Source organism: Streptomyces humidus, assembly GCF_014649655.1.
Taxonomy (GTDB): Bacteria; Actinomycetota; Actinomycetes; order Streptomycetales; family Streptomycetaceae; genus Streptomyces; species Streptomyces humidus.
The window spans coordinates 77915-96736 of sequence record NZ_BMTL01000037.1; the positions used below are offsets into that span (position 1 = coordinate 77915).

14 protein-coding genes are annotated in these 18822 nt (G+C 71.9%); 6 read left to right on the top strand and 8 right to left on the bottom strand.

Features of this window, described 5'->3' with window-relative positions; genetic code table 11:
- The first annotated feature begins 43 nt into the window (after positions 1-43).
- The gene (locus tag IE239_RS33785) at positions 44-532 is read left to right on the top strand and encodes a hypothetical protein (RefSeq protein WP_190153276.1); all 489 of its coding nucleotides are present in this window, start codon (positions 44-46) and stop codon (positions 530-532) included.
- A gap of 85 nt (positions 533-617) precedes the next feature.
- Here the strand turns inward: IE239_RS33785 and pyk are convergent, their stop codons facing one another.
- The 3 genes from pyk to pta form a co-directional block, all read right to left on the bottom strand.
- Entirely contained in the window at positions 618-2048 is a 1431-nt protein-coding gene (gene pyk / locus IE239_RS33790) for a pyruvate kinase (RefSeq protein ID WP_190153277.1), read from the bottom strand.
- Positions 2049-2137: 89 nt separating this feature from the next.
- Positions 2138-3349: an acetate kinase gene (locus IE239_RS33795; protein ID WP_190153278.1), complete on the bottom strand. Its 1212-nt coding sequence runs from the start codon at positions 3347-3349 to the stop codon at positions 2138-2140.
- A complete protein-coding gene (pta, locus tag IE239_RS33800; protein ID WP_190153279.1) occupies positions 3346-5448 on the bottom strand; it encodes a phosphate acetyltransferase in 2103 nt (700 codons plus the stop codon). The genes IE239_RS33795 and pta overlap by 4 nt, the downstream gene beginning before the upstream one ends.
- 222 nt (positions 5449-5670) lie before the next feature.
- On the opposite strand from pta, the gene IE239_RS33805 reads away from it, so the two are divergent.
- On the top strand, positions 5671-6696 hold the full coding sequence (locus tag IE239_RS33805; RefSeq protein WP_190153280.1) for an ATP-dependent 6-phosphofructokinase: 1026 nt from the start codon (positions 5671-5673) through the stop codon (positions 6694-6696).
- 419 nt (positions 6697-7115) lie between these two features.
- On the opposite strand, the gene IE239_RS33810 is transcribed toward IE239_RS33805, so the two are convergent.
- Both IE239_RS33810 and IE239_RS33815 read right to left on the bottom strand, forming a co-directional pair.
- On the bottom strand, positions 7116-7814 hold the full coding sequence (locus IE239_RS33810) for a response regulator (RefSeq protein ID WP_190153281.1): 699 nt from the start codon (positions 7812-7814) through the stop codon (positions 7116-7118).
- Positions 7811-9439 (bottom strand): sensor histidine kinase, encoded by a 1629-nt coding sequence (locus tag IE239_RS33815; RefSeq protein ID WP_190153282.1) that lies wholly within the window; start codon positions 9437-9439, stop codon positions 7811-7813. The genes IE239_RS33810 and IE239_RS33815 overlap by 4 nt, the downstream gene beginning before the upstream one ends.
- Before the next feature lie 153 nt (positions 9440-9592).
- Here IE239_RS33815 and IE239_RS33820 point away from each other — a divergent pair, with 153 nt between their 5' ends.
- The 4 genes from IE239_RS33820 to IE239_RS33835 all read left to right on the top strand — a co-directional run bounded on the left by IE239_RS33820 (position 9593) and on the right by IE239_RS33835 (position 14455).
- Positions 9593-11014, top strand: coding sequence for a cation:dicarboxylate symporter family transporter (locus IE239_RS33820; protein WP_190153283.1), 1422 nt, complete (start codon positions 9593-9595; stop codon positions 11012-11014).
- A gap of 268 nt (positions 11015-11282) precedes the next feature.
- Positions 11283-11711, top strand: a complete 429-nt coding sequence (locus IE239_RS33825; RefSeq protein ID WP_190153284.1) for a MerR family transcriptional regulator — start codon at positions 11283-11285, stop codon at positions 11709-11711.
- Positions 11708-12040 carry a thioredoxin family protein gene (locus tag IE239_RS33830; protein WP_308435444.1) on the top strand — a complete coding sequence of 111 codons (333 nt, stop codon included), beginning with the start codon at positions 11708-11710 and terminating at the stop codon, positions 12038-12040. Before IE239_RS33825 ends, IE239_RS33830 begins: the two co-directional genes overlap by 4 nt.
- A 120-nt stretch (positions 12041-12160) precedes the next feature.
- Positions 12161-14455: a HelD family protein gene (locus IE239_RS33835; RefSeq protein ID WP_190153297.1), complete on the top strand. Its 2295-nt coding sequence runs from the start codon at positions 12161-12163 to the stop codon at positions 14453-14455.
- A 225-nt stretch (positions 14456-14680) separates the two neighbouring features.
- Here the strand turns inward: IE239_RS33835 and glgB are convergent, their stop codons facing one another.
- The 3 genes from glgB to IE239_RS33850 all read right to left on the bottom strand — a co-directional run.
- Complete coding sequence (glgB, locus tag IE239_RS33840) at positions 14681-16930, bottom strand: 1,4-alpha-glucan branching enzyme (RefSeq protein ID WP_190153298.1); 2250 nt, start codon at positions 16928-16930, stop codon at positions 14681-14683.
- Between the two features lie 85 nt (positions 16931-17015).
- On the bottom strand, positions 17016-18416 hold the full coding sequence (locus IE239_RS33845; protein WP_190153285.1) for a maltokinase N-terminal cap-like domain-containing protein: 1401 nt from the start codon (positions 18414-18416) through the stop codon (positions 17016-17018).
- A 181-nt stretch (positions 18417-18597) separates the two neighbouring features.
- Positions 18598-18822, bottom strand: a 225-nt coding sequence (locus IE239_RS33850) for an alpha-glucosidase C-terminal domain-containing protein (RefSeq protein WP_190153286.1), incomplete at its 5' end; no start/stop codon positions are given.

The following is an 18822-nucleotide window of genomic DNA, read 5'->3' on the forward strand; positions in this document are numbered from 1 at the left end:
CGGGGGCACGGTCGTCCTGTGCCCGGCACGAGCGGAGGGAAAGATGATCGACTTCTCCTTCGAGCCGCGCGCGGACGACGTCTCCTGGTCGTCCGACTGGCGGCCGGAGAACCCGGACCGGCCCGAGCACCCGGAGCTGACCGGCGCGGACTTCTGCCTGAGCTGCTTCCGGGCAGACGTGCAACTCGTCGTGCACGGTGTGGATCTCAGCCTGCGCACGCCTGGACTGCCCGTGGTCGACTTCGCGCTGATGCTGGAGTACGCGAGGAGGGAGCTGGAAGCCCGGAGCGGCATCGCGGTGGAGACGAGCGTGACCAGTCACGTGTTCTCGCTCAGCCGGGGACCGGAGGTCGTCACCCTTACGACGAACTACGCCTCGGCCGTTGCCGAATCGACCTGGGACGAGCTGCGTCACCTGACCGACCGGGCCAAGAGCGAGGCGTTCCGGCTGATCACCACCGCTCATCCGGAACTGCGCGACCACGCGTGGCTGCGCGAGACGGTCGGCACGGAAGCGCCGCCGACCGCGTGAGCCGACGGCGGAAGAACCGAGGGCGCCCCCCTGTCGCAGGGAGGCGCCCTCAGTGCCGTACGGGCTCCGTCACGGAGCCGCCCGCTCAGTCGCGGGAGCCGCCGCCGAGGTGGTGGACGCGGAGCATGTTGGTGGTGCCGGGGACGCCGGGGGGCGAGCCGGCGGTGATGATGACGATCTCGCCCGGGCTGAACCGGTTGATCTTGGCGATCTCCTGGTCCACCATGTCGACCATCTCGTCGGTGGTGTTCACGAACGGCACGATGTGCGACTCGACGCCCCAGCTGAGCGCCAGCTGGTTGCGGGTGCCCTCGTCGGTGGTGAAGGCGATGATCGGCTGGGAGGCGCGGTAGCGGGACAGCCGGCGTGCGGTGTCGCCGGACTGGGTGAACGCCACCAGGCCCCGGCCGCCGAGGAAGTCGGAGATCTCGCACGCGGCGCGGGCGATCGAACCGCCCTGCGTGCGCGGCTTCTTGCCGGGCACGAGCGGCTGCAGGCCCTTGCTCAGCAGCTCCTGCTCGGCCGCGGTGACGATCTTCGACATCGTCTTCACGGTCTCGATCGGGTACGCGCCCACGCTCGACTCGGCGGACAGCATGACCGCGTCCGCGCCGTCCAGGATCGCGTTGGCCACGTCGGAGGCCTCGGCGCGGGTCGGACGGGAGTTGGTGATCATCGACTCCATCATCTGGGTCGCCACGATCACCGGCTTGGCGTTGCGACGGCACAGCTCGATGAGCCGCTTCTGCACCATGGGGACCTTCTCGAGCGGGTACTCGACGGCCAGGTCGCCGCGGGCCACCATGACGGCGTCGAAGGCCGCGACGACGTCCTCCATGTTCTCCACCGCCTGCGGCTTCTCCACCTTGGCGATGACGGGGACCCGGCGGCCCTCCTCGTCCATGACCCGGTGGACGTCGGCGACGTCCTTGGCGTCCCGGACGAAGGACAGGGCGACCAGGTCGGCGCCCATGCGCAGCGCGAACCGCAGGTCCTCGATGTCCTTCTCGCTGAGCGCGGGCACGTTGACGGCGGTGCCGGGCAGGTTGATGCCCTTGTGGTCGGAGATGACGCCGCCCTCGATGACGATCGTCTTCACCCGGTGGCCCTCGACGTCCAGGACCTTCAGCTCGACGTTGCCGTCGTTGATGAGGATCTGGTCGCCGCGCGAGACGTCGCCCGGCAGGCCCTTGTAGGTCGTGCCGCAGATCGTCTTGTCGCCGGGGACGTCCTCGGTGGTGATGGTGAACTCGTCACCGCGCACCAGCTCGACGGGACCCTCGGCGAAGGTTTCGAGGCGGATCTTCGGGCCCTGGAGGTCGGCGAGGACGCCGATGGCCCGGCCGGTCTCCTTGGCGGCGGCGCGCACCCGGTCGTAGCGACCCTGGTGTTCGGCGTGCGAGCCGTGGCTGAAGTTGAAGCGGGCCACGTTCATGCCGGCCTCGATCAGCGACACGAGCATTTCATGGGAGTCGACCGCGGGGCCGAGAGTACAGACGATTTTCGAACGGCGCATGGGGCGATCCTATCGGTTTGTTTCGCTACGGAATATTCCGTCTGGTGGAAGATACAAATGGGCGGGAGTGTGCTCAGTTGCTTTCCTGCTCAGTTTGTCGTTTTCACCAGTGCGTAGGTCTGTGTCGCGATCTCCAGTTCCTCGTCCGTCGGCACCACGGCGACCGCCACCCGGGCGTCCGACGGGGAGATCAGCCGCGGCCCGTCGCCGCGCACGGCGTTCAGCCCGTCGTCCACCGCCAGACCCAGGGCGTCCAGCCCGGAGACCGCCGCCGCCCGCACCGCCGCCGCGTTCTCCCCGACCCCGGCGGTGAACGCGATCGCGTCCACCCGCCCGAGTACGGCGTAATAAGCGCCGATGTACTTCTTCAGCCGGTGAATGTAGATGTCGAACGCGAGCTTCGCCTGCTCGTCCCCCTCGTCGATCCGGCGTTGGATCTCCCGCATGTCGTTGTCGCCGCACAGCCCGATGAGACCGCTCTTCTTGTTGAGAAGAGCATCGATTTCGTCGATGGACATTCCGCCAACGCGCGCCAAATGGAAGATGACGGCCGGGTCCGCGTCCCCGGAACGCGTCCCCATCACCAGCCCCTCCAGGGGCGTCAGCCCCATCGAGGTGTCCACGCACCGGCCCTTCTCCACGGCGGACGCCGACGCTCCGTTGCCGAGGTGCAGCACGATGACGTTCACCTCCTCGGGGGCCTTGCCCAGCAGCTTCGCCGTCGCACGGGAGACGAACGCGTGCGAGGTCCCGTGGAAGCCGTAGCGCCGCACCCGGTGCGCGTCGGCCGTCTCGACGTCGATCGCGTAGCGGGCGGCCGACTCCGGCATCGTCGTGTGGAAGGCGGTGTCGAACACGGCGACCTGGGGCAGGTCGGGGCGCAGCGCCGTCGCCGTGCGGATCCCGGTGAGGTTGGCCGGGTTGTGCAGAGGGGCGACCGGGATCAGCCGCTCGATCTCGGCGAGGACGGCGTCGTCGATCACGGTCGGCCGGGTGAAGTGCTTGCCGCCGTGCACGACGCGGTGCCCGACGGCGGCCAGTTCGGGGGAGTCCAGGCCGAGACCGTCCTTCGCCAGCTCCTCCGCCACGGCCTTCAGGGCGGCGTCGTGGTCGGCGATCGGCGCGCTCTGCTCGCGGGTCTCGCCGCCGGTGGCGAGCGGCGAGTGCTTCAGCCGGGAGGACCGCTCGCCGATGCGCTCGACGAGGCCGCTCGCCAGCCTGCTGCTGTCCCGCATGTCGAGCAGCTGGTACTTCAGCGACGAGGAGCCGGAGTTGAGGACGAGGACGCGGGTCGCGCTCACAGATCGGTCGCCTTCTCGCTGGAGGTGGGGGTCGGGCTCTGGGCCTGGATCGCCGTGATGGCGACGGTGTTGACGATGTCCTGGACGAGAGCGCCCCGGGACAGGTCGTTGACGGGCTTGCGCAGCCCCTGCAGCACCGGCCCGACCGCGATCGCGCCGGCCGAGCGCTGCACGGCCTTGTAGGTGTTGTTGCCGGTGTTGAGGTCCGGGAAGATCAACACGCTTGCCTGGCCGGCGACTTCGGAGCCCGGCAGCTTGGTCGCGGCGACGGTCGGCTCGACGGCGGCGTCGTACTGGATGGGCCCCTCGATCTTCAGGTCGGGCCGCCGCCCGCGCACCAGCTCCGTCGCCTCGCGCACCTTGTCGACGTCCGCGCCCGAGCCGGACGTGCCGGTGGAGTACGACAGCATCGCGATCCGCGGCTCCACCCCGAACTGCGCGGCCGTGGCCGCCGCCTGGACGGCGATGTCCGCCAACTGCTCCGCGTCCGGGTCCGGGTTGACCGCGCAGTCGCCGTAGACGAGGACCTTGTCGGCCAGGCACATGAAGAACACCGAGGAGACGATGTCGGCGTCCGGCTTGGTCTTGATGATCTCGAAGGCGGGCCGGATGGTGGCGGCCGTGGAGTGCACGGAACCGGAGACCATGCCGTCGGCCAACCCCTCCTGGACCATGAGCGTGCCGAAGTAGTTCACGTCGGACACGACGTCGTAGGCCAGCTCGACGCTGACGCCCTTGTGGGCGCGCAGAGCCGCGTACTTCTCCGCGAAGGCGTCGCGCAGCTCACTGGTCGCCGGGTCGATCAGCGCGCAGTCGCCGAGGTCGATGCCCAGGTCGGCGGCCTTCTTGCGGATCCGGTCGACGGGCCCGAGCAGGGTGAGGTCGCACACGCCCCGGCGCAGCAGCACCTCGGCCGCGTGCAGGACGCGCTCCTCGGTCCCCTCGGGCAGCACCACCCGGCGCTTGTCGGAACGCGCCTGTTCGAGGAGCTTGTGCTCGAACATCATCGGCGTGACGCGGTCGGTGCTGGGGGCGGAGACGCGCTTGAGCAGCTCGCTCGTGTCGACGTGCCGCTCGAACAGGCCCAGCGCGGTCTCCGCCTTGCGCGGGGTGGCCGCGTTCAGCTTGCCCTCCAGGGAGAACAGCTGCTCCGCGGTGGGGAAGCTGTTGCCGGGCACCGACACCACGGGCGTGCCGGGGGCCAGCCGGGCGGCGAGGGTGAGGATCTCGTCCCTCGGGACCTCGCCCAGCGTCAGCAGCACGCCGGCGATCGGCGGGGTGCCGGCGCTGTGCGCGGCCAGCGAACCGATGACCAGGTCGGCCCGGTCGCCGGGGGTGACCACCAGGCAGCCCGGGGTCAGGGCGTTGAGGAGGTTCGGCAGCATCGCCCCGCCGAAGACGAAGTCGAGGGCGTCGCGGGCCAGTCCGGAGTCGTCGCCCAGGACCACCCGTCCGCCGAGGGCGTGGCTGATCTGGGCGACGGTCGGCGCGGAGAGGGCGGGCTCGTCGGGCACGACGTAGCAGGGCACGGGCAGCCGGGTGGCGAGCCCGGCGGCGATCTCCTCCCGGTCCTCGGGTGCGACGCGGTTGGTCACCATGGCCAGGACGTCGCATCCGAGGCCGTCGTACGCCCGGTAGGCGTTGCGGGTCTCGGCGAGCACCGACTCCGCGGTCTGCCTGCGGCCGCCGACGACCGGGATCACGGACGCGCCGAACTCGTTGGCGAGGCGCGCGTTGAGCGCCAGCTCGTCCGGGAACTGCGTGTCGGCGTAGTCCGTGCCGAGGACGAGGACGACGTCGTAGTCGCGGGCGACCCGGTGGAACCGGTCGACCAGGGTGGAGACCAGTTCGTCCACCCCCTGTTCGGCCTGGAGGGCGGACGCCTCGTGGTAGTCCATGCCGTAGACGGTGGCCGGATCCTGCGCCAGCCGGTAACGGGCGCGCAGCAGTTCGAAGAGCCGGTCGGGCCCGTCGTGGACGAGAGGGCGGAAGACGCCCACCCGGTCGACCTGCCGGGTCAGCAGTTCCATGACCCCCAGCTCGACGACCTGGCGGCCGTCACCGCGGTCGATCCCCGTCACGTACACACAGCGGGTCACGCGAGCTCTCCGTTTCCTTCCGGGACAGTCTGTCGGCGCTCGGCCCGGACGGTCGGCCCGGGCTCTTTCCGGCGCACAAAAATCGCCCACCTAGGTGAGCAGATCCCTCTTGACAATACCCCCGGCCGTGGTTAAGGCGCCCATCAGCGACAGTCCGCTCGGCGGCGTGAAACAATCGGATCCGGCTCACCGGCAACGACAGCGAGCAGGAGACACAGCACGATGCGCATCGGAGTTCTCACCGCAGGCGGCGACTGCCCCGGCCTGAACGCAGTGATCCGGTCGGTCGTGCACCGCGCCGTGGACCATTACGGCGACGAGGTCATCGGCTTCGAGGACGGCTACGCGGGGCTGCTGGACGGCCGTTACCGGGGGCTCGACCTCAACGCGGTGAGCGGCATCCTGGCCCGCGGCGGCACCATCCTCGGCTCGTCCCGCCTGGAGCGCGACCGGCTGCGCGAGGCCTGCGAGAGCGCCTCCGACATGATCCACGACTTCGGCATCGACGCCCTCATCCCGATCGGCGGCGAGGGCACGCTGACGGCGGCGCGCATGCTGTCCGACGCCGGGCTGCCGGTGGTCGGCGTCCCGAAGACGATCGACAACGACATCTCCTCCACCGACCGCACCTTCGGCTTCGACACGGCGGTCGGCGTCGCGACGGAGGCGATGGACCGCCTGAAGACGACCGCGGAGTCCCACCAACGGGTGATGGTCGTCGAGGTCATGGGCCGCCACGCGGGCTGGATCGCGCTGGAGAGCGGAATGGCGGCGGGCGCGCACGGCATCTGTCTGCCCGAGCGCCCCTTCGACCCCGCCGACCTGGTGAAGATGGTCGAGGAGCGGTTCGCGCGCGGCAAGAAGTTCGCGGTGATCTGCGTCGCGGAGGGCGCGCACCCGGTCCACGGCACGATGGACTACAGCAAGGGCGCGATCGACCAGTTCGGCCACGAGCGCTTCCAGGGCATCGGCACGGCGCTGGCCTACGAGCTGGAGAGGCGGCTCGGCAAGGAGGCCCGTCCGGTCATCCTCGGCCACGTCCAGCGCGGCGGCGTCCCGACGGCGTACGACCGCGTCCTCGCCACCCGGTTCGGCTGGCACGCCGTGGAGGCGGCCCACCGCGGCCAGTTCGGGCGGATGACGGCGCTGCGCGGCACGGACGTGGTGATGGTGCCGCTGGCGGAAGCGGTGACCGAGCTCAAGACGGTGCCCAAGGACCGGATCGTGGAAGCGGAGTCGGTCTTCTAGACCTTCCGTACCGTCGGCCCACCGGCCCCGCCTCGCCGGTGTCCTACGAGGGCGGGGCGGAGCCGCCGGTGCTCCACCCCGACGACGGGCCCGCGGCAGGCGTCGCTCTCGGCGCGGATCCGGTCGCCGCCGGAGCCGCGCCGCGGTTCCCCCTCGGCGTCGGAAACCTCCCGTGACAGGGGCGCGTGCCCGCACGGCCCGGCGCGCCGGCCGGCTCACGTCCCTCCGGCGGGTCCGGGGCGCTGCCGGGGCCGTGCGTGAAGCCCGGGCTGCTCTTCGCCGTCCGGCGGGTCCGGGTGCTGTCCGGGCCAAGCGCGGAGTCGGCTTGCTCTTCGCCGTCCGGCGGGCTCGGGCGCTGTCGGGCTGTGCGTGAGGCTGGGCTGCTCTTCGCCGTCCGGCGGGTTCGGGCGCCGGTCGGCTCATCGTCCTCTGGCGGGTCCGGGTACCCAGCGGTAGACCAGCTCCGGCCTTCCCACCTGCCCGTACAGCGGCTTGCGTTCGGCTCGCCCGGCCTCGACCAGGTGCTCCAGATACCGCCGGGCGGTGATCCGGGAGATGCCCACCGCCTCGGCCGCCGCGGCCGCCGTCAGCCCCTCCGGGGCCTGCCGGACGGTCTCCGTCACCCGTTCCAGGGTCGGTGCGCTCAAGCCCTTGGGCAGCGCGGCGGGGCTCGGCGCGCGCAGCGCCGCGAGCGCCCGGTCGACCTCGTCCTGGCCGCTCGCCTCGCCCGCCGCCCCCCGGAACTCCGCGTACCGCACCAGCCGGTCGCGCAGCGTCGCGAAGGTGAACGGCTTCAGCACGTACTGCACGACGCCGAGCGAGACGCCCTCGCGGACCACCGTCAGGTCGCGGGCGGAGGTCACCGCTATGACGTCCGCGTGATAGCCGGCCGCCCGCAGCGAGCGGGCCAGCTGCAGGCCGTGTCCGTCCGGCAGGTGCAGGTCCAGCAGGAGGAGGTCCACCGGCGTGCGGTCCAGCAGCCGCCGGGCCTCCGCGCCGGTGTGCGCCTTGCCGACGGCCACGAACCCCGGGACCCGCCCGACGTACATGACGTGGGCGTCGGCGGCGACCGGATCGTCCTCGACGACCAGCACTCTGATCGGCTCCGCGCTCGTCATCCTCTGCCTCCCGGCGTCGCCGCGGCCGTCGTCCGCAACGGCAGGCGCACCACGAACTCGGCCCCGCCGCCCTCGGCCCCGGCCACCGACAAGGTCCCCTCGTGCCGGTGCACCGCCTGCCGGACCAGGGCCAGTCCGAGGCCCCGGCCGCCCGGCCCGGACGGCTTCGTCGAGAAGCCGCGCTCGAAGACCAGGGAGGCGTGCGCGGGCTCCACCCCGGCCCCCGTGTCCGCCACCCGCAGCAGCAGTTCGGGGCCCTGGGTGGACGCCGTCACCGTCACCCGGGCCCGCATGCTGCCCTGGGCCGCGTCGACCGCGTTGTCGATGAGATTGCCCAGGATCGTCACCAGGTCGCGGGCGGGCAGGGACTCCGGCAGCACACCGTCGTCCAGGGTGCTCTCCTGTGAGACCACCAGCTCCACGCCCCTCTCGTTCGCCTGCGCCGTCTTGCCCAGCAGCAGCGCCGCCAGGACCGGCTCGCCGACCGCCGCGACCACCTGGTCCGTCAGCGCCTGGGCCAGCTCCAGCTCCGCCGTCGCGAAGTCCACCGCCTCCTGCGCCCGCCCCAGCTCGATCAGGGAGACGACCGTGTGCAGCCGGTTCGCCGCCTCGTGGGCCTGCGAGCGCAATGCCTGGGTGAAACCCCGCTCGGAGTCCAACTCGCCCATCAGCGACTGCAGTTCGGTCACATCGCGCAGGGTGACGACGGTGCCGCGGCGTTCGCCGCCGGACACCGGGGACGTGTTCACGACGAGCACGCGGTCCGCCGTCAGGTGCACCTCGTCCACCCGCGGCTCCGAGGCCAGCAGCGCGCCCGTCAGGGGAGCCGGCAGGCCCAGGCCTGCGACGGACTGCCCCACCACCTCGTCGGAGACCCCCAGCAACTCGCGGCCTCCGTCGTTGATCAGCGCCACCTTGTACTGTCCGTCCAGCATCAGCAGCCCCTCGCGCACCGCGTGCAACGCGGCCTGGTGGTAGTCGTGCATCCGGCTCAGCTCGGTCGCGTTCATGCCGTGGGTGTGCCGGCGCAGGGACGCGTTGACGAGGTAGGTCCCGATCGCGCCGAGGGCCAGCGCCCCGCCGGCCACCGCGAACAGCGCCGTCACCTGGTCCTGCACCCGTTTGCTGATCGACTCGACCTTGATGCCCGCGCTGACCAGGCCGACGATCTTCCCGTCGCCGTCCTCTATGGGGGTCACCGCGCGGACGGACGCGCCGAGGGTCCCGGTGTAGGTCTCGGTGAAGGTGTCGCCCCGCAGGGCCTTCGCGGTGTTGCCGCGGAAGCGGCCGCCGATCTGGGTCGCGTCCGGGTGCGTCCAGCGGATGCCCTGCGGATCCATGATCGTGACGAAGTCGACGCCGGTGTCCCGCATGATCCGCAGCGCGTACGGCTGGAGCTCGGCGCTGGGGCGGGCCGTGCGGATCGCCGAGTGCACCGAGGGGGAGTCGGCGACGGAGCGGGCCACCGCGGTGGCCTGGCTGCGCGCCGCCTGCTCGGCCTGGCCGCGGTCGCTGACGTACGTGAACAGCGCGTATCCCGCCACGAGCACCGCGATCAGCACGGCCTGCATGGCGAACAGCTGGCCGGCGAGGCTGCGGGGCCGGGGGAGGTCGGGGAGGCGCATGCCGTCAGTGTGCCCCCGCCGTCGAGCGTGAACTAAATGAACGGAAGGGTGACCGCCCTCACAGCTCGCGAGAGAGTCACCGCATCCCCCACAACTTCCCGGACGTGAGCCGCACGCCGGTGATTGCCGACGAAGACGTCAAGGAGGGCAGCCGTGGCCGCCAGCAGCACCCCCGATACGGCACCTGCCGCACCCGTGGTCAAGCGGGACCGCACCCACTATCTGTACATCGCGGTGATCATCGCGGTGGCGCTCGGCATCACGGTGGGCCTCGTGGCCCCCGACTTCGCCGTCGAGCTGAAGCCCATCGGCACCGGATTCGTCAGCCTGATCAAGATGATGATCTCGCCGATCATCTTCTGCACGATCGTGCTGGGCATCGGGTCCGTCCGCAAGGCCGCCAAGGTCGGCAAGGTCGGCGGCATCGCGCTCGGCTACTTCGTGGTCATGTCGCTCGTGGCGCTCACCATCGGCCTGGTCGTCGGCAACATCCTGGAGCCGGGCAGCGGTCTCCACATCACCGACGCCGTGAAGGAGACCGGCCAGGCGCAGGTCTCGGCGGAGGCCAAGGACACCACCGAGTTCCTGCTCGGCATCATCCCCACCACGATCGTCTCCGCCTTCACCCAGCCGGACGTCCTGCAGACCCTGCTGGTCGCGCTGCTGTGCGGGTTCGCCCTCCAGGGCATGGGCAAGGCCGGCCGGCCGATCCTGCGCGGCGTCGAGCACATCCAGCGGCTCGTCTTCCGCATCCTCGCGATGGTCATGTGGGCCGCTCCGGTCGGCGCCTTCGGCGCGATGGCCGCGGTCGTCGGCTCGGCGGGCGTGGACGCGCTCAAGAGCCTCGCGGTCCTGATGCTCGGCTTCTACACCACGTGCTTCCTGTTCGTCTTCATCGTGCTCGGCGCGCTGCTGAAGATCTTCACCGGACTCAACATCCTGACGTTCTTCAAGTACCTCGCCCGTGAGTTCCTGCTGATCCTGTCCACCTCCTCCTCCGAGTCCGCGCTGCCGCGGCTCATCGCGAAGATGGAGCACCTGGGCGTCAGCAAGCCCGTCGTCGGCATCACCGTCCCGACCGGCTACTCCTTCAACCTCGACGGCACCATGATCTACATGACCATGGCGTCCCTGTTCATCGCCGACGCCATGGGCACGCCGATGTCGATCGGCGAGCAGATCCCGCTGCTGCTCTTCCTGTTCGTCGCCTCCAAGGGCGCGGCCGGCGTCACCGGCGCGGGTCTGGCGACCCTGGCCGGCGGTCTGCAGTCGCACAAGCCCGCCCTGGTGGACGGCATGGGCCTCATCGTCGGCATCGACCGCTTCATGAGCGAGGCCCGCGCCCTCACCAACTTCGCCGGCAACGCCGTCGCCACCGTCCTGGTCGGCACCTGGACCAAGGAGATCGACAAGGAGCGTGTCCAGCTGGTGCTCGCCGGCGGCCTGCCGTTCGACGAGAAGACCCTGCTCGACGACGACCACGACGACCATGACGACGACGCCGCCGACGCGAACGTCCCGGCGGGCCTGCCCGAGCAGCGCGAAGAGGGCGACAAGGAACTCGCCAAGGCCTGAGACCCGGACCCGGGCCCTCATGCTCCGGGTGTCCGGCCCCGCCTGAACCGGGGCCGGACACCCGGCCATCGCCCCCCTCGCTCCGGGCGGCCGAGCACTCCCCCGTGGCTCGGCCGCCCGGTTTCCCCGCGTCCCCCTCCTGCCCGGCCCGGTGCCGGGCCTTTTCTCGTTCCGCCCGGGAACGCCCCGGCCTGTCCTGAACGGGGGGACGCGTCGGGGGTCCCGGGGTCTTGCCCTGACGTCGGCGTCAAGCCGTACCTTCGGTGGCATGCGCATCGGAGAGCTGGCCGCGCGGGCCGGGACCACGACCCGGACGCTGCGGTACTACGAGTCCCGGGGCCTGTTGTCCGCCCGGCGGAACCACAACGGACACCGGACCTACGACGAGGCCGACCTGAAGCTGCTGCGGCAGATCAGGACGCTCCAGGACTTCGGGTTCGACCTGGAGGAGACCCGGCCCTTCGTGGAGTGTCTGCGGGCCGGGCACCCCGAGGGCGACTCCTGCCCGGCGTCACTGGCGGTCTACCGGCGCAAGCTGGCGGAGCTCGACGAGCTGATCGGCGAGCTGCGCGCGGTGCGCGCCCAGGTCGGCGAGCAGCTGGTCAGGGCGGAGCGGGCGCGGGACGAGCTGGCTGCCGATGCGACGGTTCCGGGTGGTCCGGATCCGGTGTGCGAGTTGGGAGGGCGGACGCGGTGACCAAGGCCGACGGTGTGGCGGAAGTGACGGACGCGGACTTCGGGGCGGAGGTGCTGGCGGCGGAACTGCCGGTGCTGGTGGAGTTCACCGCCGACTGGTGCCCGCCGTGCCGGCAGATGGGGCCGGTGCTGACGGCGCTCGCCGCCGAGGAGGGCGAGCGGCTGAAGGTGGTGCAGCTGAACGTGGACGTGAACCCGGAGACGACCAACGCCTACAAGGTGCTGTCGATGCCGACGTTCATGGTGTTCCGGTCCGGAGAGCCCGTGAAGGCGATGGTGGGGGCCCGGCCCAAGCGGCGGCTGCTGGAGGAACTGTCCGACGTGCTGTGACCCCGGCCGGAACAGAAGAAATCCCCCGAGCAATTGCGCTCGGGGGATTTCTTTGCGTATATTCGAGGATTCGTGACTTCATGAGAAAGAGGTCACGAAGAAGCTTTGTGTGCACAGTATATGCGGGCGGGAGTGGAATTGTCAAACACCGGCTTTCCTGACAGTGAATTGCGGCACGAACAGGAATTCATCGACGGGCTGTACGCACGCGTGGACGCCCTGCGCGGGGACACCGAGGCAGGCGTCACGGACGCCCTCGCCCAGGGGGACAAGCCCATGCAGGCGCGGCTGGAACGGGACATCCTCGTCGCCGAGCGATCCGGGCTGCTGGCCGCGTTGAACGCGGTGGACGGCTCGCTCTGCTTCGGGCGCATCGACCTCGCGTCGGGCACGAACCACCACATCGGCCGCATCGGGCTGCGCGCCGACGACGCCGAGCGCACGCCCGTCCTCATCGACTGGCGGGCCGACGTCGCCCGCCCCTTCTACCTGGCCACCGGCCACACCACGATGGGGCTGCGCCGACGCCGGCACCTCACCACCGAAGGCCGCCGGGTCACCGCCCTGCACGACGAGATCCTCGACCTCGGCGACGCCACCCGCACCGGTCACGAGGACCCCACCGGCGACGCCGTGCTGCTCGCCGCCCTCGACTCCGCGCGCACCGGCCGGATGAGCGACATCGTGCAGACCATCCAGGCCGAGCAGGACGAGATCATCCGGGCCCCGCACCGCGGGGTGCTGGTGGTGGAGGGCGGCCCGGGCACCGGAAAGACGGCCGTCGCCCTGCACCGGGCCGCCTACCTCCTCTACGAGCACCGGGAACTGCTCGCCAAGCGGGCCGTCCTCGTCGTCGGACCCAACCCCGCCTTCCTCGGCTACATCGGCGAGGTGCTGCCCTCGCTCGGCGAGACCGGCGTGCTGCTCGCGACGGTCGGCGAGCTGTTCCCCGGCGTCAGGGCGACGGCGACCGACACCCGTGAGGCGGCGGCCGTCAAGGGCCGCGCCGACATGGCGGACGTGCTCGCCGACGTCGTCCGCGACTGGCAGGCGCTGCCCGACCCGGTGATCGCCGTCGAGCACGACCGCGAGTTCCTGATGCTCGACGACGGCCTGGTGAAGGTGGCCCGCGAGCGCACCCGCGCCGCGCAGCTCCCGCACAACGTGGCCCGTGAGCACTTCGAGGGCCACATCCTCAACACGCTCACCGACATGGTCGCCGAACGCATCGGCACCGACCCGTTCGACGGCACGAACCTGCTGGACCCGAGCGACATCACCCAGATCCGCGACGAACTCGCCGAGAACCCCGAGGTCTGGGCCGCCGTGGACCAGCTGTGGCCGCGCCTGACCCCGCAGCGCCTGGTCGCGGACTTCCTCGCGGACCCGGTGGGCTACCTCTCCGACGACGACGCGGCCGTCATCCGCCGCCCGGTGACGCGGGCGTGGACGGTGGCGGACGTGCCGCTGCTGGACGAGGCCGCCGAACTGCTCGGCGTGGACGAACGGGTGGCGCGGGCGCTGGCCGAGCGGGAGCGCGAGACGCAGGTCGCCTACGCCCAGGGCGTCCTGGACGTCTCCTACGCCTCGCGCACCTACGAGTTCGAGGACAAGGACGAAGAGGACTCCGAGGTCCTGTCCGCGCACGACATCATCGACGCCGAGCGGTTCGCCGAGCGGCACGAGGAGGACGACCACCGCAGCGCCGCCGAGCGCGCTGCGGCCGACCGGACCTGGGCGTTCGGGCACATCATCGTCGACGAGGCGCAGGAGCTGTCCCCGATGGCCTGGCGGATGCTCATGCGGCGCAGCCCGACCCGCTCGATGACGCTGGTCGGCGACCCGGCGCAGACCGCCGAGGCGGCCGGCGTCGGATCCTGGGACCGGATCCTCCAGCCGTACGTCCAGGACCGCTGGGAGCACATCCGCCTCGGCGTCAACTACCGCACCCCGGCCGAGATCATGGACGTGGCGGCCGCGGTGGTGCGCGCCGAGCACCCGGACTTCGAACCGCCCGGCTCCGTGCGGTCGACGGGTGTCCGGCCCTGGGCCCGCGCCGCCCACGACCTGCCCGACGCGGTCGCCGAGGCGGTTCGCGAGCTGACCCCCGCCGAAGGCCGGCTCGCGGTCATCGCCCCGCGCGACCTGCACCGGAAGCTGGCGGCGCGGCTGGACGGGATCACCGCGGGCGCGGAGCCGGACCTGTCGCGGACGGTCGTCCTGCTGGACCCCCGTCAGGCGAAGGGCCTGGAGTTCGACTCCGTGCTGGTGGTGGAGCCGGCGCGCTACGGCACGAGCGACCTGTACGTGGCGCTGACCCGCGCCACCCAGCGGCTCGGGGTGGTGCACAGCCGCCCTCTCCCCAAGCCGCTGGCCGACGCCCTCGCACCCGCGACGACGACCGCCGGGACGTGACGGCTCCCGCCGCCGTCACGGCCTGGCGTCATGGCTCGGAGCGGGCCGCTCGGCGGTGCGCCGGGCCGGCAGCGGCGGCCGGGGCCGGGGCTGGGGCCGTGGCCGTCGGGCCCGCGTCGGTCGTCCGCTGCCGCTGCCGCAGTCGGCCGACGTGCCGGGCCCGCGGCGACCGCCGGACGTGACGGCTCCCGCCGTCACCGCGCCCGGCAGGCCGGGCGGGGCGGTTCAGGCCGGGCGCAGCCAGATCGTCGCCAGCGGGGGCAGGGTCAGGCGGACCGTCGCCGGGCGGCCGTGCCGGCCCTGCGGCTCCGGCTTGACCGGGGCGGGGCCGGCGACGCCACTGCCCCCGTACGCGGACGCGTCGGTGTTGAGCGTCTCGTGCCAGGCCAACACGTCGTCGGGGACGCCCAGGAGGTAGTCGTGGCGCACGACGGGCGAGAGGTTGCTGACGCACAGCAGCGGGGAACCCGCGGCGTCGTGGCGCAGGAACGCGAAGACGTTGTCCTCGGCCGCGTCGCCGACCACCCACTGGAAACCGGCGGGGTCGGTGTCCAGCTGCCAGAGCGCGGGCGTCGCCCGGTAGACGGCGTTGAGGTCGCGCACCAGGTCCCTGACACCCCGGTGGTCCGCCTCGGCCCCGTACGCCGGATCCAGCAGCCACCAGTCGGGGCCGTGCGTCTCCGACCACTCCGCGCCCTGGGCGAACTCCTGCCCCATGAAGAGGAGTTGCTTACCGGGGTGGGCCCACATGAACGCCAGATAGGCCCGCAGACCGGCGCGCTGCTGCCACCAGTCGCCGGGCATCTTCGACACCAGCGAGCGCTTCCCGTGCACCACCTCGTCGTGCGAGATGGGCAGCACGTAGTTCTCGCTGTACGCGTACACCATCGAGAACGTCATCTCGTGGTGGTGGTACCTGCGGTGCACCGGCTCGTGGCTCATGTAGTCCAGCGAGTCGTGCATCCAGCCCATGTTCCACTTCAGCCCGAAGCCGAGCCCGCCGAAGCCGCTCGGCCCCGGCTGGTCGGTGGCCCGCGTGACGCCGTCCCAGGCCGTGGACTCCTCCGCGACGGTGACGACGCCGGGACTGCGCCGGTACACCGTCGCGTTCATCTCCTGCAGAAAGGCCACCGCGTCCAGGTTCTCGCGGCCGCCGCGCTCGTTCGGGGTCCACTGGCCGGGCTCGCGCGAGTAGTCGAGGTAGAGCATCGAGGCGACGGCGTCCACCCGCAGCCCGTCGATGTGGAACTCCTCGCACCAGTACACCGCGTTGGCCACCAGGAAGTTGCGCACCTCGCGCCGGCCGAAGTCGAACTCCAGCGTCCCCCAGTCCGGGTGCGCGGCCCGCAACGGGTCCTCGTGCTCGTACAGCGGGCGTCCGTCGAACTCGGCGAGGGCCCAGTCGTCGCGCGGGAAGTGCGCCGGGACCCAGTCCATCAGGACGCCGATGCCGGCCCGGTGCAGGGCGTCCACCAGGTACTTGAAGTCGTCGGGCGTGCCCAGCCGGGCCGTGGGCGCGTAGAAGCCGGTGACCTGGTAGCCCCAGGAGCCTCCGAAGGGGTGCTCGGCGACCGGCATCAGCTCGACGTGCGTGAAGCCCAGGTCGCTGACGTAGGCGGGCAGCTGGTCGGCGAGCTGGCGGTAGGTGAGGCCGGGCCGCCAGGACGGCAGATGGATCTCGTACACGGAGAACGGCGCCTGGTGCACGGGTATCTCGGCCCGCCGGGCCAGCCACTCCTCGTCGCCCCACTCGTAGTGCGAGGCGTCCACGATCGACGAGGTCGCGGGCGGGACCTCGGTACGCCGGGCCATCGGGTCGGCGCGCAGGGTGTGCGAGCCGTCGGGCCGCGTGATGTCGAACTTGTACAGCTCGCCCTCGCCGACCCCGGGCACGAACAGCTCCCAGACCCCCGTCGAGCCGAGCGAACGCATCGGGAACCCCGTGCCGTCCCAGAAGTTGAAGGAGCCGGCCACCCGCACACCGCGCGCGTTCGGGGCCCACACGGAGAAGCCGGTGCCGCTCACCCCCTGATGGACCCGCGGATGTGCGCCGAGCACCGTCCACAGCTCCTCGTGCCGGCCCTCGCCGATCAGGTGCAGGTCCAGATCGCCCAGCGTGGGCAGGAAACGGTAGGCGTCCTCGGTCTCCACGGTCGCGTCGTCGTAGGCCACGAGCAGCCGGTAGGCCGGGACCTCCGTCAGGGGCAGCAGGCCGGAGAAGAAGCCGTCGCCGTCGTTCTGGAGCTCGGCGCGCAGATCGCCCGCGAGCACCGTGACGGACCGCGCGTACGGGCGCAGCGCCCGGAAGACGACCCCGCCGGGCACCGGATGCGCGCCGAGCACCGAGTGCGGGGCGTGATGGGAGCCGTGCAGAAGACGCTCGCGGTCGTCGGCCTCCAGCACGGGAGAGACCGCCGGCGCGGGGGGCGGAGCCGCAGGAGGTGTCGCGGGGGACGGGGCCGGCGCGGGGGACACCGGGGGCGCGGGTTCGGCGGCGGGGTTCTCGTTCTTCCCGTCGGCCTTCTTGACCTTCTTCGGGGGAGTCACGTACGGAGCCTCCTCAAGGCAGGTCGGGTGCGGCGAGGCGGTGTATCGCGGACAGGGGGACGGGCAGCCAGTCGGGGCGGTGCCGGGCCTCGTAGACGACCTCGTAGACCGCCTTGTCCGTCTCGTAGGCCCGCAGCAGCACGGGGTCGGCGCGCGGGTCGGCGCCTGCCGCCTCGGCGTACCCGGAACAGTAGGCCGCCCGGCAGGCGTGCGCCCAGCCCGGGTCGGGCGGGTCCGCCGAGTGGGCCGCGTAGTCGAAGGAGCGCAGCATGCCCGCCACGTCCCGCACGGTCGGCTGCGGCATCCGGCGCTCGGCCAGCGGCCTGGCCGGCTCCCCCTCGAAGTCGATCAGCGTCCACTCGCCGGAGGACGTGCGCAGGCACTGCCCGAGATGCAGGTCGCCGTGGACGCGCTGGGCGGTCCAGGTGCGACCCTCGGCCGCGAGGTCGGCCAGCGCGGTGAAGGCGGTGCGCAGCGCCGGCGCGTAGGGGCGAAGCGCCGGCACCGCCTGCGCGGCGGCGTCGAGCCGCTCGGTCATGCCCTCCACCATGTGCCCTGTCTGGCCGTGCCCCAGCGTCGCCGTGGGCAGCGCCCGGGCCAGCGCCCCGTGCACCTCGGCGGTGGCCCGCCCCAGCGCCCGGGCCTCGGCGGTGAAGTCCTCGCCCTTGGCCAGTTCCCGCAGCGCCAGCTCCCAGCCGTCCGCGGCGCCCTGCAGATACGGCTGGAGCACCCCCAGGACGTAGGACCCGTCCTCGTCCTGGCCGTCGCCGCCGTGGCTCTCGCCGAGGTCGGCCCGCAGCCAGGCCGTCGGCGGGGGCACCCGGGGGCAGCCCTCGCGGGCCAGTGCGAGCGGCAGCTCCAGGTCGGGGTTGACGCCCGGCACGACCCGGCGCAGGAGCTTGAGAATAAACGTATCTCCAAAGACGACGGACGAATTCGACTGCTCGCCCGTCAGCCGCCGCGGGACCAGTCCCGGCCGGATCTCCTGCCCCGGATCCCGCTCACAGCGCAGCACGCCGACCCGCGCCTCGGTGCGCAGCGCCTCCAGCAGCACCTCGGCCGGCCGGGCGTCGTACAGGGCGTCGAAGACGGTCCGCCCGGTCAGCGGCCCCTGGGCCACGTGCCCGATCAGCGCGGGGGCCAGCCGGGGCGGCAGCGCCTCGCGGACGCCGATGAGCAGCTGGTAGCAGTCGCCGGGCCCCGGGCCCTGACGGGCGCGCACCAGCAGGTGGTACAGCCCCAGCCTGGACTCGGCCGGCAGCAGCTCGGTGGCCGCCACCAGCGAGAACCCGGTGACCGGGCGTCCCTTGCCGGCGAACCAGCGCTGCCGTGGCAGCCACTCGCGCAGCAGGGGGTCCAGTGACGCCAGGAGACCGGGGACTGTCTTGCCGGAGAGCGTGACCGTTTCCGCCATGGCGTCGCATTCCTTTCCCCGCGGGGGTCGGGGTGTTACTCATGCGTGCCCCGGGCGGGGCAGGGGAAACGCCCCGCCCCGGGGGTTCCGGGACCTGCCCGGTCGATCAGGCCGCAGGAGAGCGACGGCGACCGGCCGGCGACCGGCCCCGCGTCCGCGGCATGATCGGCGGACGGGTTTCCTAGGCGGCGTCCTTGCGCAGCCTGAACCAGTAGAAGCCGTGCCCGGCCAGGGTGAGCAGGTAGGGCAGTTCACCGACCGCCGGGAAGCGCACCCCGCCGAACAGCTCGACCGGATACCGCCCGTCGAAGCGGCTGAGGTCGAGTTCGGTGGGCTGTGCGAAGCGTGAGAAGTTGTGCACGCACAGCACCAGGTCGTCCTCGTGTTCGCGCAGGAAGGCGAGGAC